Annotated in this window: 14 protein-coding genes; 5 read left to right on the forward strand and 9 right to left on the reverse strand. The window is 61.6% G+C overall.

Going from position 1 to position 17821, the window contains the following annotated elements:
* Positions 1 to 28: 28 nt before the first annotated feature.
* The 3 genes from rfbG to VPH40_RS22480 form a co-directional block, all read right to left on the reverse strand.
* Positions 29 to 1096 (reverse strand): CDP-glucose 4,6-dehydratase, encoded by a 1068-nt coding sequence (gene rfbG, locus VPH40_RS22470; RefSeq protein ID WP_099666290.1) that lies wholly within the window; start codon positions 1094 to 1096, stop codon positions 29 to 31.
* Complete coding sequence (gene rfbF / locus VPH40_RS22475; protein ID WP_099666671.1) at positions 1096 to 1866, reverse strand: glucose-1-phosphate cytidylyltransferase; 771 nt, start codon at positions 1864 to 1866, stop codon at positions 1096 to 1098. Before rfbF ends, rfbG begins: the two co-directional genes overlap by 1 nt.
* Positions 1867 to 2749: 883 nt before the next feature.
* A complete protein-coding gene (locus VPH40_RS22480; RefSeq protein WP_099666672.1) occupies positions 2750 to 3649 on the reverse strand; it encodes a sulfurtransferase in 900 nt (299 codons plus the stop codon).
* Positions 3650 to 3862: 213 nt separating this feature from the next.
* Between VPH40_RS22480 and dnaE the strand changes: the two genes are divergently transcribed.
* Positions 3863 to 7402 carry a DNA polymerase III subunit alpha gene (gene dnaE, locus VPH40_RS22485; RefSeq protein ID WP_328574557.1) on the forward strand — a complete coding sequence of 1180 codons (3540 nt, stop codon included), beginning with the start codon at positions 3863 to 3865 and terminating at the stop codon, positions 7400 to 7402.
* A gap of 63 nt (positions 7403 to 7465) precedes the next feature.
* Here the strand turns inward: dnaE and VPH40_RS22490 are convergent, their stop codons facing one another.
* The 4 genes from VPH40_RS22490 to VPH40_RS22505 all read right to left on the reverse strand — a co-directional run bounded on the left by VPH40_RS22490 (position 7466) and on the right by VPH40_RS22505 (position 10391).
* Positions 7466 to 7696 (reverse strand): DUF6139 family protein, encoded by a 231-nt coding sequence (locus tag VPH40_RS22490; protein WP_092713976.1) that lies wholly within the window; start codon positions 7694 to 7696, stop codon positions 7466 to 7468.
* 177 nt (positions 7697 to 7873) lie between these two features.
* A complete protein-coding gene (locus VPH40_RS22495) occupies positions 7874 to 8872 on the reverse strand; it encodes a VirK/YbjX family protein (RefSeq protein WP_328574558.1) in 999 nt (332 codons plus the stop codon).
* 54 nt (positions 8873 to 8926) lie between these two features.
* Positions 8927 to 9466, reverse strand: coding sequence for a universal stress protein (locus VPH40_RS22500; RefSeq protein ID WP_143451469.1), 540 nt, complete (start codon positions 9464 to 9466; stop codon positions 8927 to 8929).
* 103 nt (positions 9467 to 9569) lie between these two features.
* A complete protein-coding gene (locus tag VPH40_RS22505; RefSeq protein WP_251350538.1) occupies positions 9570 to 10391 on the reverse strand; it encodes a MipA/OmpV family protein in 822 nt (273 codons plus the stop codon).
* A gap of 157 nt (positions 10392 to 10548) precedes the next feature.
* Here VPH40_RS22505 and VPH40_RS22510 point away from each other — a divergent pair, with 157 nt between their 5' ends.
* The 4 genes from VPH40_RS22510 to VPH40_RS22525 all read left to right on the forward strand — a co-directional run bounded on the left by VPH40_RS22510 (position 10549) and on the right by VPH40_RS22525 (position 14932).
* Entirely contained in the window at positions 10549 to 11235 is a 687-nt protein-coding gene (locus VPH40_RS22510; protein ID WP_289911354.1) for a response regulator, read from the forward strand.
* Complete coding sequence (locus VPH40_RS22515) at positions 11232 to 12620, forward strand: ATP-binding protein (RefSeq protein WP_328574559.1); 1389 nt, start codon at positions 11232 to 11234, stop codon at positions 12618 to 12620. The genes VPH40_RS22510 and VPH40_RS22515 overlap by 4 nt, the downstream gene beginning before the upstream one ends.
* A 118-nt stretch (positions 12621 to 12738) precedes the next feature.
* Complete coding sequence (locus VPH40_RS22520) at positions 12739 to 14334, forward strand: ATP-binding protein (protein WP_251350540.1); 1596 nt, start codon at positions 12739 to 12741, stop codon at positions 14332 to 14334.
* Positions 14321 to 14932 (forward strand): response regulator transcription factor, encoded by a 612-nt coding sequence (locus VPH40_RS22525; RefSeq protein WP_077408234.1) that lies wholly within the window; start codon positions 14321 to 14323, stop codon positions 14930 to 14932. Before VPH40_RS22520 ends, VPH40_RS22525 begins: the two co-directional genes overlap by 14 nt.
* A 15-nt stretch (positions 14933 to 14947) precedes the next feature.
* On the opposite strand, the gene VPH40_RS22530 is transcribed toward VPH40_RS22525, so the two are convergent.
* Together VPH40_RS22530 and msbA are read right to left on the reverse strand one after the other, a co-directional pair.
* Positions 14948 to 16048 carry a glycosyltransferase family 9 protein gene (locus tag VPH40_RS22530; protein ID WP_099666679.1) on the reverse strand — a complete coding sequence of 367 codons (1101 nt, stop codon included), beginning with the start codon at positions 16046 to 16048 and terminating at the stop codon, positions 14948 to 14950.
* 35 nt (positions 16049 to 16083) lie between these two features.
* The gene (gene msbA, locus VPH40_RS22535; protein WP_077408230.1) at positions 16084 to 17817 is read right to left on the reverse strand and encodes a lipid A export permease/ATP-binding protein MsbA; all 1734 of its coding nucleotides are present in this window, start codon (positions 17815 to 17817) and stop codon (positions 16084 to 16086) included.
* Positions 17818 to 17821 lie beyond the last annotated feature (4 nt).

The raw sequence follows: 17821 nt of genomic DNA on the forward strand, positions 1-17821 counted from the left end.
TACAGCCTTCAATTTATTAGGTAATTAATCAGGTATTTTGATAGGTGGCGATTTGCGCCAGCGTCATTGCCCGCATGTCCGCGCCCTGGTCGCAGGCCTTATGCCATTCGACGATCTTGGCGATGGTCTGGCCGATGTCCCAGCGCGGATGCCAGCCCAGCTGGCCGCGTGCCTTGGAACAATCGAGCTTCAGATAGGTCGCTTCATGCGGATGATCCTGGCCATCGAGCGACCAGGAGGCGCCCGCGCCCCATTCTTGCGTCATGCGCTCGATGATCCATTCGACGGGCTTGGCGTCGGTATCGTGCGGACCGAAGTTCCAGCCTTCGGCATGCACGGGGCCTGCCGTATACAGCTTTTCCGCCAGGGTCAGATAGCCGCTGAGCGGCTCGAGCACATGCTGCCACGGGCGGATTGCATGGGGATTGCGGATCATTACCGGCTCGCCGGCGCCGATCGCGCGCAACATATCCGGGATCAGGCGATCCAGCGCCCAGTCGCCGCCGCCGATGACGTTGCCGGCGCGGCCGCTGCCCAGAGCCACGCCGTGTTCGGCGTATTTGTCGGCATGGAAGAAGGAACTGCGGTAGCCGGCTGTCACCAGTTCGGCGCAGCCCTTGCTGTTGCTGTAGGGATCGTAGCCGCCCATGGCCTCGTTTTCGCGGTAGCCCCACGGCCATTCGCGGTTTTCATAGCACTTGTCGCTGGTGACGTTCACCACCGCACGCACGCCAGGCGTGGCGCGCACGGCTTCGAGCACATGCACCACGCCCATGACGTTGGTGGAATACGTTTCCACCGGATTGGCGTACGAGTAGCGCACCAGCGGCTGGGCGGCCATGTGAATGACGATGTCCGGGCGCGCGGCGGCCATGGCGCGCTTGACTGCGTCGCCATCGCGCACGTCGCCGATGATCGACTGCATGCCACTGGCCACGTCGGCGACCTCAAACAGGCTGGGGGTGGTCGGTGCCGCCAGCGCATAGCCGGTCACGTCGGCGCCAAGCTGCTGCAGCCACAGGCTCAGCCAGCCACCCTTGAAGCCGGTATGGCCGGTGAGGAAAACACGTTTTCCTTGCCAGAATGCGGGATTCATCAAGCCGCCTTCCAGGGGGCCTTGCCCGATTGCCACAGTTCTTCCAGATGCACCTTGTCGCGCAGGGTATCCATCGGTTGCCAGAAGCCATGATGGAAGAAGGCATGCATTTCGCCTTCCCGCGCCAGGCGCTCCATCGGCGCCTTTTCCCACACGGTACTGTCTTCGGCGATATAGTCGATGACTTGCGGCGACAGCACGAAATAGCCGCCGTTGATCCAGGCGCCATCGCCTTGCGGTTTTTCCTGGAAACTGTTGATCTTGTTGCCATCCAGATTCAGCGCGCCAAAGCGGCCGGGCGGCTGGGTCGCGGTCAGGGTGGCGAGCTTGCCGTGCGCCTTGTGGAAGGCGATCGATTCAGTAATGTTGACATCGCTCACGCCATCGCCGTAGGTGAAACAGAATGCCTCTTCGCCTTCCAGGTAGGGCTGGACACGCTTCAGACGCCCGCCGGTCATGGTCTCGTCGCCCGTGTCGACCAGCGTCACTTTCCACGGCTCGGCATTGCGCGCATGCACTTCCATCTGATTATTCTGCATATCGAACGTCACGTCCGACGTGTGCAGGAAATAATTCGCGAAATATTCCTTGATGACATAGCCCTTGTAACCGCAGCAAATCACAAAGTCGTTGATGCCATGGCTTGAATAGCTTTTCATGATATGCCACAAAATTGGCTTGCCGCCAATTTCAATCATGGGCTTGGGTTTGGTGTGGGTCTCTTCGGAGATCCGGGTGCCGAGGCCACCCGCAAGAATGACTGCTTTCATTTTTATTATTCCTATTGAACGAATTAAATTTGCCTGCCTCATTGGTTTGCGGGCTGGCGCCCGTACAACTGATCGGCCAGCGCAGTGCCTGGTGGCAAAGTATAAGTTCGGTGTACAGGTCAGGCCACACGCTACCATGTCTGCTCTTGTCCCTGCTTTTCCGCATCGCTCAAGTTGATACCTTGATGCTTGCCACTAACTCGCCGGCCCATGGCCTGATCGCGTAGCGTTGTTTTTTGGTATGGTAATTTTCGCAACGCCGGGCGTCATGAATAGAAAACCGGCTGGAAAAATAGCTCGGTAGACTGGATACCTGTTGCGCTAATTTTCCGAGCAAGCTTTCCGAGCAAGCGTGCTTATCACATCAGTTGCTGGTTCATCGTTCCGTGCAAGCCGAGTCAGCATGAAGTGAAATTATAAAATAATAAACTTCGGCTCTCCTGTTACCAAAATCATCTAAAATTTCCCATGCGACAAAAAACAATTAGCTCTTGATTATAATTCAGAACACATGGAATTGCCATGTATGCATCGCTTCAACGGACACCGTCCGGTTACAGGTGGATCGGAAAGAATGTGAAATAAAGCACGCAATAATGCCTGATATTAAAAATATCCAAACGGCAATTATTATTGTGGAGACGAACAGTGTTTATTAAAGCTCCAAGCAAATCCAATGTTGTTACATTTGCTTGCGTTTGGCGCGAGAGTCGGACGTGTATGTGGTGGAATATGTAATGATGTTAAAAGATTCTCTATCTAAACATTGCATGGCAACCATTTCAGGGTGCTGACTGCAATGTCTTGGAGCGTCAGGTTAGGCGTGCTGCGTCATGTGTGGCCACCAAGCCACACATTTCTTCACCATGATTTTGGGCTGACGTTATTGAGCGATTTTCTTGCCGTAGCAATGCGGGCATGACACTTCATACACATATTCCGGCGCCAGCTGCTGGCGCGGCGTGACGACGGCGCGGCAGACGAAACATTGCACGGTTTCCGTTGGTTCCAGTTTCGGGTTCAGCGCCGTGCGGTAATCGAAGACGAAGCAGTCGCCCGTGTAGTGCTCGCCGCCCACTTCCTCGAAATACTTCAGGATGCCGCCGTCGAGCTGGTACACGCTGTCATAGCCGATTTCCTTCATGTGGATGGCGGCCTTTTCGCAGCGGATGCCGCCCGTGCAGAAGGTGACGACGGTCTTGCCTTCCAGCTCATCCTTGTGGGCGGCAGCCACGGCCGGGAATTCCGTGAACTTGTCGATGCGGTAATCAAGCGTGTTGTTGAACGTACCCACGTCCACTTCAAAGGCGTTGCGCGTTTCCATCATGACCACGGGTTTGCCCGCATCGTCGACGCCGGCGTCGAGCCAGCGCTTGAGCGTATGCGCGTCGACGGACGGGGCGCGGCCCAGTTCCGGCTTGATCAGCGGCATGCGCATGGTGATGATTTCTTTTTTCAGCTTGACCAGCATGCGCTTGTGCGATTGTTCGTTCGACAAGCTTTCCTTCCACTCCAGATCGGCCAGACGCGCGTCGCTGCGGACCCAGGCGAGGAAGGCATCGATATGCTCGCGCGTGCCCGACAGGAACATGTTGATGCCTTCCGGCGTCAGCAGGATCGTTCCCTTCAGTTCCAGCGCCAGGCATTGCTCCTGATACAAGGGACGCATGGCTTCCGTATCGTCGAGCGTAATGAATTTATACGCGGCGATATTGACAAACGTGGTGGCGGACGGGCTGACGGCGGCGGAAACGGCGGGTGTTGCTGGGGTGATGGCTTGCATGATGGCGATCGGCTTAGACTGAACAGCCGATATTATAAGCCCGACAGGCCCGGCGGGATACCCGGCCAGCCACGTTTTGCCGTGCCGGCGGGCTGTGCACGGCAGGAATTTCTTGCCCGCAACCGGGGGCCGCACCGCCGGTCCGGGGCCGCGACGCGGTAGAATAGACCCCATTGAATTTTGCACGAAACGGTACACAGGATGGAAATGGTAATGCAAGAGGCCGGCGCTCCGGCAGGTTCACAGCAAGCGATGCAGTCCGGCCCTGCCTTCGTCCATTTGCGCGTGCACTCGGAGTACTCGATCGTCGATGGCCTGGTGCGCATCGACGACGTGGTCAAGGCGGCGGCGAAGGACAAGCAGGTGGCGTTGGCCGTCACCGACCTGTCGAACCTGTTTGGCATGGTCAAGTTCTACAAGGAAGCGCGCGGCAAGGGCATCAAGCCCATCGTCGGCGTCGACGTGTGGATCACGAATGACGACAACCGCGAAAAGCCGTCGCGCTTGCTGTTGCTGGCGAAGAACCGCATGGGCTATCTGCAACTGTGCGAATTGCTGTCGACGGCCTGGCTGACGAATCAGTACAAGGGCCGCGCCGAGCTGCGCATCGAATGGCTGCAGGCGCTGGCGACGAATACCTATGAGCTGTATCCGGGCGAAAGCGCGGCGAATGGCTTGATCGTCCTGTCGGGCGCGCACTTCGGTGATGTTGGCACGGCCATCGAAAATGGCAACCTGGCCCTGGCCGAGCGCAATGCGCAACGCTGGGCCGAGATTTTCCCCGGCCATTTCTATGTTGAAATCCAGCGCGGCGGCCAGGCCAACCAGGAAGCGCAGGTACGCCATGCGGTGGCGCTGGCAGCCAAGCTGGGCTTGCCCGTGGTGGCCACCCATCCCGTGCAATTTATTTCCCCAGAGGAATTTATTGCCCATGAAGCCCGCACCTGTATCGCCGAAGGCGAAATGCTGGCCAATGCCAAGCGGGTAAAGCGCTTCAATGACAGCCAGCGCTTCCTGTCGCAGGCCGACATGGCGGAATTGTTCGCCGACTTGCCGGCCGCGCTGGCCAATTCCGTGGAAATCGCCAAGCGCTGCAATCTGACTTTGACCCTGGGCAAGCCGCAATTGCCGAATTTCCCCACGCCCGAAGGCATGACGATCGACCAGTTCCTCGTCGCCGAATCGCAGGCGGGCCTGGAAAAACGGTTGCTGCAGCTGTATCCGGATCCGGAAAAGCGCGAAAAGGAGCGTCCGCGCTACGAGTCGCGCCTGAAATTCGAGACGGACACGATTTGCAACATGAAGTTCCCCGGCTACTTCCTCATCGTGGCCGAGTTTATCCAGTGGGCCAAGGAAAACGGCGTGCCTGTCGGCCCGGGCCGCGGTTCGGGCGCGGGCTCGCTGGTGGCGTATTCGCTGCTCATTACCGACCTGGACCCGTTGCAGTACAACCTGCTGTTCGAGCGCTTCCTGAATCCCGAACGCGTCTCGATGCCCGACTTCGATATTGACTTTTGTCAAGAAGGGCGCGACAGAGTCATCCAGCACGTCAAGGATTTGTATGGCAAGGAGGCCGTCTCGCAGATCGCCACCTTCGGTACCATGGCGGCCAAGGGCGCGATCCGCGACGTGGGCCGCGTGATGGATTTCGGCTATAACTTCTGCGACGGCATTTCCAAGCTGATCCCGTTCAAGCCCGGCAAACCCGTGTCGATCGCCGACGCCATCGAGGAAGAACCGCTGCTCAAGGAACGCTTGGAAAACGAGGAAGAGGTCAAGCAGTTGCTGGACCTGGCGCAGCAGGTCGAAGGCATCACGCGCAATATCGGCATGCACGCGGGGGGCGTGCTGATCGCTCCCGGCAAGCTGACGGATTTCTGCCCGCTGTACACGCAGGGCGGCGATTCGGGCGTCGTGTCGCAGTACGACAAGGACGACGTGGAAGCCGTCGGCCTCGTGAAGTTCGACTTTTTGGGCTTGACCACGCTGACGATTCTCGACCGCGCCGTGCGCTACATCAAGCAGCTTGACCCTGCGCAAGCGAATTTCGACCTGGCGACCTTGCCGCTGAACGACAAGCCGTCCTACGACCTGTTGACCAAGGCCAAGACCGTGGCCGTGTTCCAGCTGGAGTCGCGCGGCATGCAGGGCATGCTGAAAGACGCGCGTCCCGACCGCTTCGAAGACATTATCGCGCTCGTGGCGCTGTACCGTCCGGGCCCGATGGACCTGATTCCCGACTTCTGCAAGCGCAAGCACGGTGAGCGCTTCGATTACCCCGATCCGCGCACGGAATCGATTCTGTCCGAAACCTACGGCATCATGGTGTACCAGGAGCAGGTGATGCAGATGGCGCAGATCGTCGGCGGCTACTCGCTGGGCGGCGCCGACATGCTGCGCCGCGCCATGGGTAAAAAGAAGGCCGAAGAGATGGCGGAGCACCGCGAGATCTTCCGCGCCGGTGCGGCAAAGGATGGCTTGACGGCGGAAAAGGCCGACGAGATCTTCGACTTGATGGAAAAGTTCGCGGGCTACGGTTTCAACAAATCGCACGCCGCCGCCTATGCCTTGCTGTCGTATCACACGGCTTACCTGAAAGCGCACCACACGGCCGCCTTCATGGCCGCCAACTTGTCGCTGGCCATGGACGACACGGACAAGATCAAGATCCTGGTGGAAGACTCGCTGGAAATCTGCAAGCTGACCTTGTTGCCGCCGGATATCAACGAATCCGATTACCGCTTCATGCCGAGCGGGGCGGCGCCATCCGTGAGCGGCAAGAAAGTCACGCAGATCCGCTATGGCCTGGGCGCCGTGAAGGGTTCCGGCCAGAACGCCATCGAAGCCATCATCGCCGCGCGTGAGGCGGGCGGGCCGTTTACCAGCCTGTTCGATTTCTGCAAGCGTGTTGATAAAAAGCAAATCAACCGTCGCACCATCGAATCCCTGATCCGCAGCGGCGCCTTCGACTGCCTGAAGGTCGACCGCGCCATCCTGCTCGCCTCCGTGGCCTTCGCCATGGAGTGCGCCGACCAGGCGGCCAAGGCGGCAAACCAGGTGAGCCTGTTCGGCGGCGACGACAGCGACATGGTGGCGCCGCCCGAGTACGTCAAGGTGCCCGTGTGGACAGATAAACAGCGCCTGACGGAAGAAAAGATCGCGCTGGGCTTCTACCTGTCCGGCCACTTGTTCGATTCGTATGCGCCCGAGGCACGCCGTTTTGCCCGCACGAAACTGTCGGAACTGTCGCCGTCGCGCGAACCGCGCATGATGGCGGGCGTCATCACGGGTTTGCGCACGCAGATGACGCAGCGCGGCAAGATCCTCATCGTTACGCTCGACGACAAGAGCGGTACGGTGGAAGTGACGGTGTACGGCGAATTGTTCGATTCCAACCGGAAAATCTTCAAGGAAGATGAATTCCTCGCCGTCGTGGGCAAGGTGTCGGAAGACCGCTTTTCGGGCGGCTTGCGCATCACGGCCGAGAGCGCCTTCGACATCATCTCTGCGCGCGTGCAGTATGGCCGCCAGCTGGGCTTGACTCTGCCCACGACGCTGGACATGAAGCGCATCAGCGACGTGATCATGCCGCACCGGGCTGCGGACGGACTGCCGATCGCCGCCAAGGTCAGCCCGCAAGGCGTCAGTTGCGTGCTGCAGTTCGGGGACGAATGGAAAGTGGCGCCATCGGATGAATTGCAGATGGCGCTGGAGCAAATGCTGGGTGCGCAAGAAGTGGCGGTCGAATACTGACCGGCACCGCCCGGCGCATGCAACAAAGCCAAACCGCAGACATGCTGGTTTGGCTTTGTTCGTTTACATGTCTTTCAGGCCCGTGATCGCATAGCCCTTGGCGGCGATCTGCTGGTGCGGCTGTTCGATATGGTAGTTTGGCAAGATCTCGGCATCGTCGGCCACTTCGCTGGCGCGTACTTCCAGCTGCCAGTCGGTATTGGTAACTTCTTCCGGAATGAGCTTTCCTTCCGGCACGGCGAGGTAGGAAAAAATGCCGTCGTGCTCGGCCCGGCGGTAGATGTCTACGCGCATGACTTGCCTCCTAGTAAGCGTTGGGGGAACCGGCGCACCGCAGTGCATGCCGATAGTGCTAGCGTAACAGGATTGAGCCGTGCATGGGTTGAAGCGTGTGTTGCAGGAGGGGCGGCGGTGCGGCAGCGATGGCAAACAACGATGCGGGGGCGGGGCATCGTGCAGTGGCCGGGGGACTCAGGCGATAGCGGAAGCGTAGTCGTCGTCATCCAGATCGACCGCTTGCCGTACTTCGTTGGCGGCTGCCGCAGCGCCTGCCGTGGCGAGCTGCACCGGGCTGCGATGGGCGTCGAGGCCGTTACGCAGGCTGCTGATCATGGCCAGCGTCAGTTCGTGGCGTTTGCGTGCTTCCGAGCGCTTTTTCGAGGGAATGTCTTCCAGGGCAGGCAGGGGCAAGTTTTCGCATGGCAACTCAAAATCGCCATCCTTGCGTGCCTGAGCGCCGAGTTCTTGCCAAAGGGCATTGTAGTCGGCGAACAAACGGCCTTTTTTGGCGGAATGGTGGACGGCGCGGTTGACGTTGCCTACAAGCACCATGTTACGGCAGCCATGTTCATGTCCCAGCTGGCGCACCAATCGCACCATCAGGGCCTTGGGGCGCATGCCATGCAGGTCGCGCGTGGCTTCGCGCACGCGGCGCAAGCCTTCCGCGCCGCGCGGGCCCTGGATGCAACCGATGCCCACGCTCATGCTGGCGCGCGCGCGCGAACCGAAAAAGCTAAATGCGACCGAGTAGATCACGTCATCGCCGTGCGCCAGTTGCAGGACCATCTCGCCTTCGCGGTCCATCGGTTGTAGCGAACACAGCTGCAGGTGGTAGGGCGCGCCCGATTTTCCCGGCACGGTGCCCAGCCGCACCGGCGCGCGCGCCGCCTGCGTCATCAACTTGCCCCAGCCCTGTTGCAGGATGAAATGATAGTGTTCGACCAGCAAGGCGACGCGCTGACGGCACGACAGGTTCGTGCTCAGGTAAGGGCGGTACACCTTGTGCATCAGGCGCGGATAGGCTTGCAGCAAGTCCTGGAACACGGGGTGGGAATTGAGCAGCTGCAGCCAGATGCGCGTCTGGCGGCGCTGCAGTTGCGCCCGCAATTGCAGCTTGAGCAGCTCGCGCATGCGGGACATGCCTGGCGGCATATTGCTCAGGCCCGCATGCAGGGTAATAGCTTGTGTCATCAAAGAGTTTTCATGTGAATGTGGATGGGCTGGGTGCGGGGCGCTGGCGGCGCTTCAGGCCGGCGGCGGCCCGCTCATGCCGTCGGTGTCGGCCAGCAATACCGTGGCGCTGCGCGTAGCGCGCGCCAGCTTGCGCGCGAGCGCACCGGAAAAACGACGCTGCCAGGGACTATGACGCAGGGCCGGCAGGACGATTTCGTGGCAACCGAGCAGTTCAGCAGTATCGAGGATCGTAAACAGCAGCTCGCCGGCAAAAATATGGGTATTGAAGGCGAGTTGAGAGCGGCTCAGGTACAGTCCCGCCTCGTGCATCATGTGCTGCGTGGCCGGGTCCAGCGCATGGCATTCGCCGGCGTTGTGCTGGGGCAAGCCATCGGCCCGGCGCGCTGGCGCCGGTGTCACGTGCAGCAGGCTGACGCTGACCTGGATACCCCATTCCTGCAGGCGCCTGGCGTAGCGCGCACCGTAGATGATGTCGCTGGCGCGCTTGACGGGCAAGAGCAGCAGCAAGGTATCCTGGCCCGGCTTGCCGCCCGTGCCCGCGGCGCTGTCCGGGGCGCGGTGACGTTGCGGGGCAAGGCGCGATGCATGCATGGAAGGGATCGCCATAGTGGGAAAACCATGTCATCTTATCCATGCCATCCCCCTCTGTAAATTGGCGAAACAGCGTACGGGTTTCCCTTATGCCGTCACGGTTTTAATAGCGGTAAGTGACGTACACGGCGCCGACCGGGGAGGTCTTGCGCTGCACGATGGGGCTCTTGGCCGCGTCGCCCAGGCGGCTCTCGACGCCGACCAGGGTATTGATGCCCCAGCGCGCATCGAAGCGGTGCTCCCAGTTGATGGTGGCCTGTGCTTCATAGAAACCGCCCTTGGGCGTGTATTGCTTGAACGAGGTGTTCGCGGCCTGGGTGGCCGTCACGCCATACATGGTCTGCACGTACTTGCGCTCGCCCCAGCCCAGCTGCCCGCCGATGGTTACGCTGTCCTGCTGCGCGCCCTTGGCATCGGTCCGGCCATAGATCTGGCCCGTCGCGCCGAAATGCACATTCGCGCCATTTTCGCGGTTCGACAGGGGAATGTCGCTCGACACGCTCAGCGACAGGCCCGGCAAGGGCGAATACCCCGCGCTGAGCAGGGCGCTGGCGTTGCCCTTGACTTCGCCCATGCCCTTCAGGTAGTCGCTGCCGCCCCAGCCATTGGCGCCATTGCGCTTGTGGTCTTCGCGGTTGCCGCGGTAGCCCAATGCCGCGCTGTAGCTGAAGGGGCCGGCCTGGCCGCCATAGCCGATGCCGCGCGAAGTGCTGAAGAACAGGCCATTGGCCATGGCGTAATCGAGGATGATCAGGGGCGAGGCCGACAGCTTGTCGGCGCCGGAATAGCTGGACACGGCAGCGACGCCGCCGCCGATGGTGAAGACATTTTGCGGGGCCGGTTCGGCCGCGGCGGCGGCCAGCGGGTTGAGGATCATGCCGCTGGCGAGTGCCAGCGCGGTCAGCAGGGTTGTGGGTGCGTGCATGGAATTTTCCGTCAGGTGGAGAACCGAGTCCGGAGTGGCTCGATTGACTGCCGACAGTATCCATCCTTGCCATGAAGGAAAAATGAGCCTTTTATTAAGATTGGATGAAGAACGCTTCTTTACCCATTCTTCAGCTTGCGGTGGTTTAATACTCACCATGAAGATACTGCTGATTGAAGACGATATGGACCTGGGCAATGGCGTGCGGATCGCCCTGCGCGACCAGGGCATGCAAGTGGTCTGGGTGCGCAGCCTGGAGGATGCGGCGCGCAGCATCGAGCACGACAGTTGCGAACTGGTGCTGCTGGACCTGGGCTTGCCCGACGGCGATGGCCTCGATTTGCTGGCCCGGCTGCGCGCGGCGCGCCTGCCGGTGCTGATCCTCAGCGCTCGCGATACGCTGGAGCAGCGCTTGCGGGGCCTGGACGGCGGCGCCGACGATTACCTGGTGAAGCCCTTTGTGCTGGCCGAGCTGCTGTCGCGCGTGCGCGCCCTGGCACGCCGCAGCTATGGTTTCGATGGCGACACCATCGAGTTGCGTGGCCTGCTGTTGCAGGTGCCCACGCGCAGGGTCAGCGTGCATGGACGGCCCGTGGAACTCACCGCCAGTGAATATGCCCTGCTGAAAACCTTGCTGATGCGCGCCAACCGGGTGATCACGCGCCGCGTGCTGGAAGAGCATATCCTGCCTGGCGGACTGGCCAATGCCAGCAATACCCTGGATGTGCATATGGGCAACTTGCGCCGCAAGATAGGCGAGGGGTATATCCGTACCGTGCGCGGCGTCGGCTATGTCATCGATCAGCAGGGCGAGACATCCGTCCCGCCGGGTGCCGGCGCATGATGGGGCGTTTCTGGGCCATGCTGCGCCGGCCCACCCTGGTGCGCCGCCTGATGATGGCGCAAATGCTGATGCTGACCGTGCTGTGGAGCCTGGCCGTGGCGTATGTGCTGTTCGAGGGCACGAGCGAAGCGAGCAATGTGACCCGCGGGGTCTTGCACGCCATTATCAGCGTGGCCGACAACCTGGCTGACCAGCCCGTGCGCCAGGAGCAAAGCTTGCGCGCCATCGACGAAGCCTTGCGCGAGGAATTTGAAATGGGGAAGGTGCCGGAACTGGCGCCGCGCATCCTGGTCTGGCGCGAGGGCAAGCTGGTCTACAAGTCGCCGAGTGCGCCCAGCGGTATCCGCAGCGCCGGCCCGGAACAGATGGAAGTGGTGTACGTCAAGGGCCAGGCCTGGCGCAGCCGTAGCCTTGCCGAAGGGGCCACCCGCGTGACCGTGCTGGAAGTGGGCGGCGCCTGGCAATTTTTCATCACGATCAATTCACGCGGCTACTACCTGCTGCCGTTGCTGATCAGCCTGCCGTTCCTGCTGGTGCCGGCCTGGCTGTCGATCCGCCTTGCCATGCGCCCGTGGCGCAAGGTGGCGCAGGAGGTGGCGGCGCGCGGGCCGCAGGATCTGCGTCCGCTGACGTTCAAGCCGCCGCATGGCGAACTGGCGGCGCTGGTCGACAATATCAATGCCTTGCTGCAGCGGGTCGATGCCAGTGCCGCGCGCGAACGCAGCTTCATCGCCGACGCCACGCATGAGCTGCGCACGCCGCTGGCGGCCATGCGCGTGAATGTCGAGGCCTTGCAGGGACAGGCGCATGATGCACGCCAGCAAGAGTTGCTGGACGGTATCTTGAACAGCGGCAACCGGGCCGCGCGCCTGGTGGGCCAGTTGCTGCAGCTGACGCGCAGCGAAGTGCAGGCGGGCGGGGGCGAGCTGCCGCGGCGCCAGGCGCTCGATACCTTGCTGCAGGATCGGCTGGCGGCCCTGTCCGGCCTGGCGCAGGCGGGCGATATCGAGCTCGAATTGCAAGCCAGCGTCTCGCTCAGCGTGCCCGGGCAGCGCGAGAGTCTGGTCTCGCTGATCGACAATCTGGTGGAAAACGCCATCAAGTACAGCCCGCGAGGCAGCAGCGTGACGGTGTCGCTGCATGCGGAGCGGGGCCAGGCCGTGTTGCATGTGGCCGACCAGGGGCCGGGCATCGCGCCGGCGCTGTATGAACGCGTATTCGACCGCTTTTTCCGCGCGCCGCAGCAGGTGCAGCCGGGCAGCGGCCTGGGCTTGTCCATCGTCGCTTCCGTCGTGCAACAGCATGGCGGCACGATTCAGTTGCACAGAGGCAATGGCGGCCTGGGCTTGCTGGTGGAGGTGCGCCTGCCGCTGGCCGAGGCCTGATTCTGTCGGCGCGCCTTGCGATATTGCATGAAAATTATTTTGTGTGCTTATAACGCAAGATGGCATGGCGTGGCGCACGCTTGCGATGCATAATGCGGGACAGTTAAAAAACACCGTTATGCGCCCACTCCTGTCCCGCTACCTGCCGTATCCCGCCTTTGTCGGCCTGTATCTGCTGTTTGACTGGGCCACGTATATCGATCCGATGTACGGGCTGAACATCACCCCCTGGAATCCCGATCCCGCGCTGGGCCTGGTATTTTGGCTGATTCACGGCCGCAAGGCGGCGCTGCCGTGGTTTATCGCCCTGGTGGCCGGGGAGGTGCTGGTGCGCGGCATGCCGGCGGGCCTGCCCCTGACCTTGCTCTGTTCGGCGTGGCTGATGCTCGGCTATGGCGGTATCGGCGCAGTCTTGCGCCGCAGTTTCAGCAGCAGCGACATCTTCGACAACCGGCGCCGCCTGAGCGCCTGGGTTGCCATCGTGCTGCTGGGCACCGTGCTCAATGCGCTCGGCTACATTTCCCTGCTGTCGCTGACGGGACGCATCCCGGCCGGCGAATGGGGGACGGCAGTCTGGCGCTTCGGCATCGGCGACATGGTCGGCATGCTGGTATCGATGCCGTTGATCTGGGTGCTGTTCAGCGAGCGGGGGCGCGAACGCCTGCATGCCGCCGTCTGGCGCTGGGAAACCCTGGCGTATCTGGCTCTCGCCAGCTTCGTGCTGTGGAGCCTCTTCGGTTCCATCGTGCGTTCCGAATACAAGCATTTCTATTTCCTGTTTCTCCCCGTGATCTGGGCCGCCTCGCGCCAGGGCTTGCATGGCGCCGTGCTGGCCGTGTTTGTATTGCAACTGTGCATCATTACTCTGGTGAAATGGACGCATGCGGTCGATATCCAGTTTTATGAATTGCAGCTGCTCGATGCCGTGCTGGCGCTGGTGGGTTTTTTTATCGGCATCGTCGTCGATGAAATGCGCCAGGTGGCCGACGAATTGAAACACACGATGCGCCTGGCCGCCGCCGGCGAGATGGCGGCGGCGCTCGCGCATGAGCTGAACCAGCCGCTGACGGCCTTGTCGACCTATGGCAAGGCGTGCGAATACTTGCTGGAACGGGGCGAGACCGGCGCCCTGCTGCAGGGCGCCGTGGGGCATATGATCGTCGAATCGGGCCGCGCCGCGGACGTGGTGCGCCGCCTGCGCGACTTTTTCCGCACGGGCGCGATGCAGCTCGAAGCGGTGGAGGCGAGCGTCTTGATCGAGGGCATGGCGCGGCAGTTCACGCCGCTGTTCCATGAGCATGGCATCGAACTGGTGCTGGCGCCGCCGTCGCCGCTGGCCGTCAACGCCGACCGCCTGCAAATCGAGCTGGTATTGCGTAATTTATTGGCCAATGCGCAGGATGCGGTGATGGGCCAGCCGCGCGGCCGGCGCCGCATCACGGTCTCTGCCGAGCGGCTCGAAGGCGGGCGGCTGCGGCTGTCCGTGGAGGATAGCGGCCCCGGCATTTCCAATAGCCTGGCGGCACGCCTGTTCGAACCGTTCGTCTCGACCAAGGCCAGCGGCCTGGGTCTGGGGCTGGTGCTCAGCCGCAGCATTGTCGAAGCGCATGGCGGCCAGTTATGGGCCGAAGTGGGCAAGCATGGCATTTTTCGTTTTGTCCTGCCCCTGGCGTGTGCCAGCGCGGCCGCTACAGGAGAGTATGGTGACAAGTAATTTGACGGTGTTTATCGTGGATGACGATCCCGCCGTGCGCGATGCGCTGGGTTTGCTGCTGGGCATACGCGGCTACCGCACGGCCCTGTTTTCCTGCGGCGAGGATTTCCTGCACAGCTGGCGGCCCGAGTGGGCCGGCTGCCTGCTGATCGATATCCGCATGTCCGGCATGGATGGCCTGAGCCTGCAGCGCCGTTTGCTGGAGTTGAAATGCATGCTGCCCATCATCATTATCACGGGGCACGGCGACGTCACCCTGGCACGCCAGGCTTTCAAGGCGCAGGCCAGCGATTTCCTGGAAAAACCGTTTGACCACGACAAGCTGCTGGCCGCCATCGATGAAGCGTTTTCGCGCGAGGCGCATGCGCGTGGCCAGTTGCTGCGCCAGGTGGAGGGGCAAGCCTTGCTGCGTGCCCTGACGCCGCGCGAGCGGGAAGTGATGCATCTGGTGGTGACGGGCCAGCACAACCGCGATATCGCCCCGGCACTGGGCATTTCCGTGCGCACGGTGGAAGTGCACAAGGCGCGCCTGATGGACAAGCTGGGTGTCGACAACGTGGCCGACCTGGTGCGCATCAGCATGCTGGGCACCGGCTAGCCGCTGCCGCGTTGTCTAGGCAATGGTCTGCAATACCTGATCGACCGAGATCGCCTTGACCCAGTCGCTGCGCCGGGCCACCGTGATGACGGTGCTGTTGGCGCTGTCGAACGGCGCCCATTCCGGATTCTTCTTGCGCATCAGCGCCACCACGGGCACATGCACGGCGTTCGCCAGATGCATGATCGACGTTTCCACCGAAATAATCAGGTCGCATTGCGCCAGCATGGCCGGCAGCTGGAAAAAGTTGTCGACGGCGCTGAAGGCTTGCGTGCGCGGCAAGTTGTGCGCCTGCACGACGGCATTCACCTTGGCCAGTTCCTGCGGCATGGCATTGATCAGGAAGCAGGCATTTGCCCACTTTGGCATCGCCTGCATGCGCGCGATCAGTTCGGCGATGCGCTCCAGCGGCCAGCCGCGCTTGTGCGACTTGGCAAACGGATTCAATAGCACCAGCGGACCCTGGCGCGGGGCAAAGCCCCAGGCGGCCAGCTGCTGCTGCGCCTGCTGCAACGCGTGCTCGGGAATGTGCACGAAGGGATAGCGTTCGGCCACGGGAATGTCGAGTCCCGTCAATTGACGGAACCAGTCCGCATAGACGCTGCTGATATGGTGCTCGCCCGCATCCTGTCCCGCATACGAGGCCAGTACGGCATCGATCTTGCGGTAGGCCAGGTAATGCCAGGGGCGCAGCGGACTGAACGGTTTGCGCGTGCCGATTACCAGTCCATTCGGGCTGATCGCGCGGGCAAGATCCGCGTATTGCTGTGGCCGTACGTGGGCCAATGACACGACGACAGGATAGCGTTCCGCCTTGGCCTCGCGCAGGGATTCTTCGTACAGCGCCGGGCTGTAGGTCTTGCGGTACACCTTGGCGAACAGGCCCGATTGCTCCACCCAGTCGTACAGCGAATAGGTGCGCAAGCCTTCCCATTGCCTGGAGTCGGACGTGCGGCGGACTTCATCGACCCACAGGTGGATCTGGATATGGGGATAGGCCGCGGCAAAGGCGCGGAAACCGTTTTGCAGGTAGGTAAAGTCTCCCAGCGCCAGATGGGCGATGAAAAGAATTTTGTCCGACTTTTGTAGAAGTTCGGCGGGAATCAAAGGCGTCATGTATCAGTACGATTTCAGGTATTCGGTCGATGGTGTCAAACCACTTGCTGGGAAAATTGCAGGCGATGCAGATTGGCATACGCGCCGTTGGCATCCAATAATTGCTGGTGACTGCCGGTTTCCATTATTTTCCCATGTGACAATACCACGATACGGTCCGCACGTTCAATTGTTGATAGCCTATGAGCAATAACTAAGGTGGTTTTTCCTTGCATCAGGTGTTCCAGTGCCGCTTGTACGGCCCGTTCCGCCTCCGTATCCAGTGCCGAGGTGGCTTCATCGAGGATCAGGATGGGCGCATCCTTGTAGATGGCGCGGGCGATGGCCACGCGCTGGCGCTGGCCGCCGGACAGGCGCGAGCCGTTGTCGCCCAGGCGCGTGTCCAGGCCATCGGGCAAGCCGTCGATGACGTCCGACAGGAAGGCGGCGGCCGCCGCCGCTTCGATGCGCTGCCGGTCCGGCGCCGCATCGCCATACGCGATATTCGCAGCCAGGGTATCGTCGAACAGCACCACCTGCTGGCTGACCATGGCGATCTGGCTGCGCAGGCTGGTCAGGGCGATGGCATCGATATTCTGCCCATCGAGCAAGATCTCGCCACTGCTGGCCGAGTAAAAGCCGGGCAGCAGGCTGACCAGGGTCGATTTGCCGCCGCCGGACATGCCGACAAAGGCGACCGTTTGTCCTGGCGCAATGCTCAGGTCGATGTGCCGCAGGGCTGGTTCCTGATGTCCGGGGTAGGCAAAGCTCACGTCCCTGAACTCGATGCGGCCTTTGCTGCGGCCAGCGAGCGGCGTGCCGCCCGTGCGCTCTGGCGTCTTGTCGATCAGTAAAAAGACTTCTTCGGCGGCGGCCATGCCGCGCTGCAGGGGGCCGTTGACTTCGGCCAGCTGTTTTAAGGGCGTCAGCAGCATCAGCATGGCCGTGATGAAGGATACGAAGCCGCCGACCGTGATCTGCCCCTGCTCCGACTGGAACAGGGCCATCACGATGACCAGGGCCACGGCGGCGGCCGTGATCACCTGGGTGATGGGCACGGTGGCGGAAAAGGTCGTGGTCATGCGCATGCTGTAGCGGCGCAATTGCTCGGCACGCTCTTCGAAGCGCGATTTTTCGTAGTCCTGGCCACCGAAGATCTTGATCACTTGCTGGGCGCGCGTGGTTTCCTCGATGACCTGGGTCAGCTCGGCATTGACGGCCAGCGAGTCGCGGTTGAGTTTTTTCAGGCGCTTGCCCGTGGTGCGCACGACGATGGTCAGCAGGGGCAGCAGCACCAGGGTCACGAGGGTCAGCACCCAGTTCAGGTACAGCAGCCACGCCAGCAGGCCCAGCACGGTCAGCGAGGAGCGCACGATCGAGGTAAACACCTTGGTCACCATTTCGATGATCTGCTGCACCTCGAACATGATGGAGTTGATGACTTTTCCCACCGTGTGCGTGTTGTAAAAGTCGATGGGCAAGTTGAGCATGCTGGCAAACATCCTGCGCCGCAACTCGTTGAGGATGCGCGTGGAGACGTAGCTCATCAGATAGCTGCTGGCGAACGTCGACGCGCCGCGCATGGCAAAGATGCCGATGACGATCAGCGGCACCAGCCAGAAGGAAAAATTCACCTTGCCGCCAAAGCCATTGTCGAGCAGCAGCTTGAGCGCATACGGCAGCAGCGGTTCCGTGGCCGCCGTGACGACCATCGCCAGCAAGGCCAGGGCCAGGTGTTTCTTGTAGGGCGCGTGCAGTGCGGTGAGGCGCTTCAGGTCGGGCGTGAGCATCGGT

This window comes from Janthinobacterium sp. P210005, from assembly GCF_036231865.1.
GTDB classification, from domain to species: Bacteria; Pseudomonadota; Gammaproteobacteria; order Burkholderiales; family Burkholderiaceae_D; genus Janthinobacterium; species Janthinobacterium kumbetense.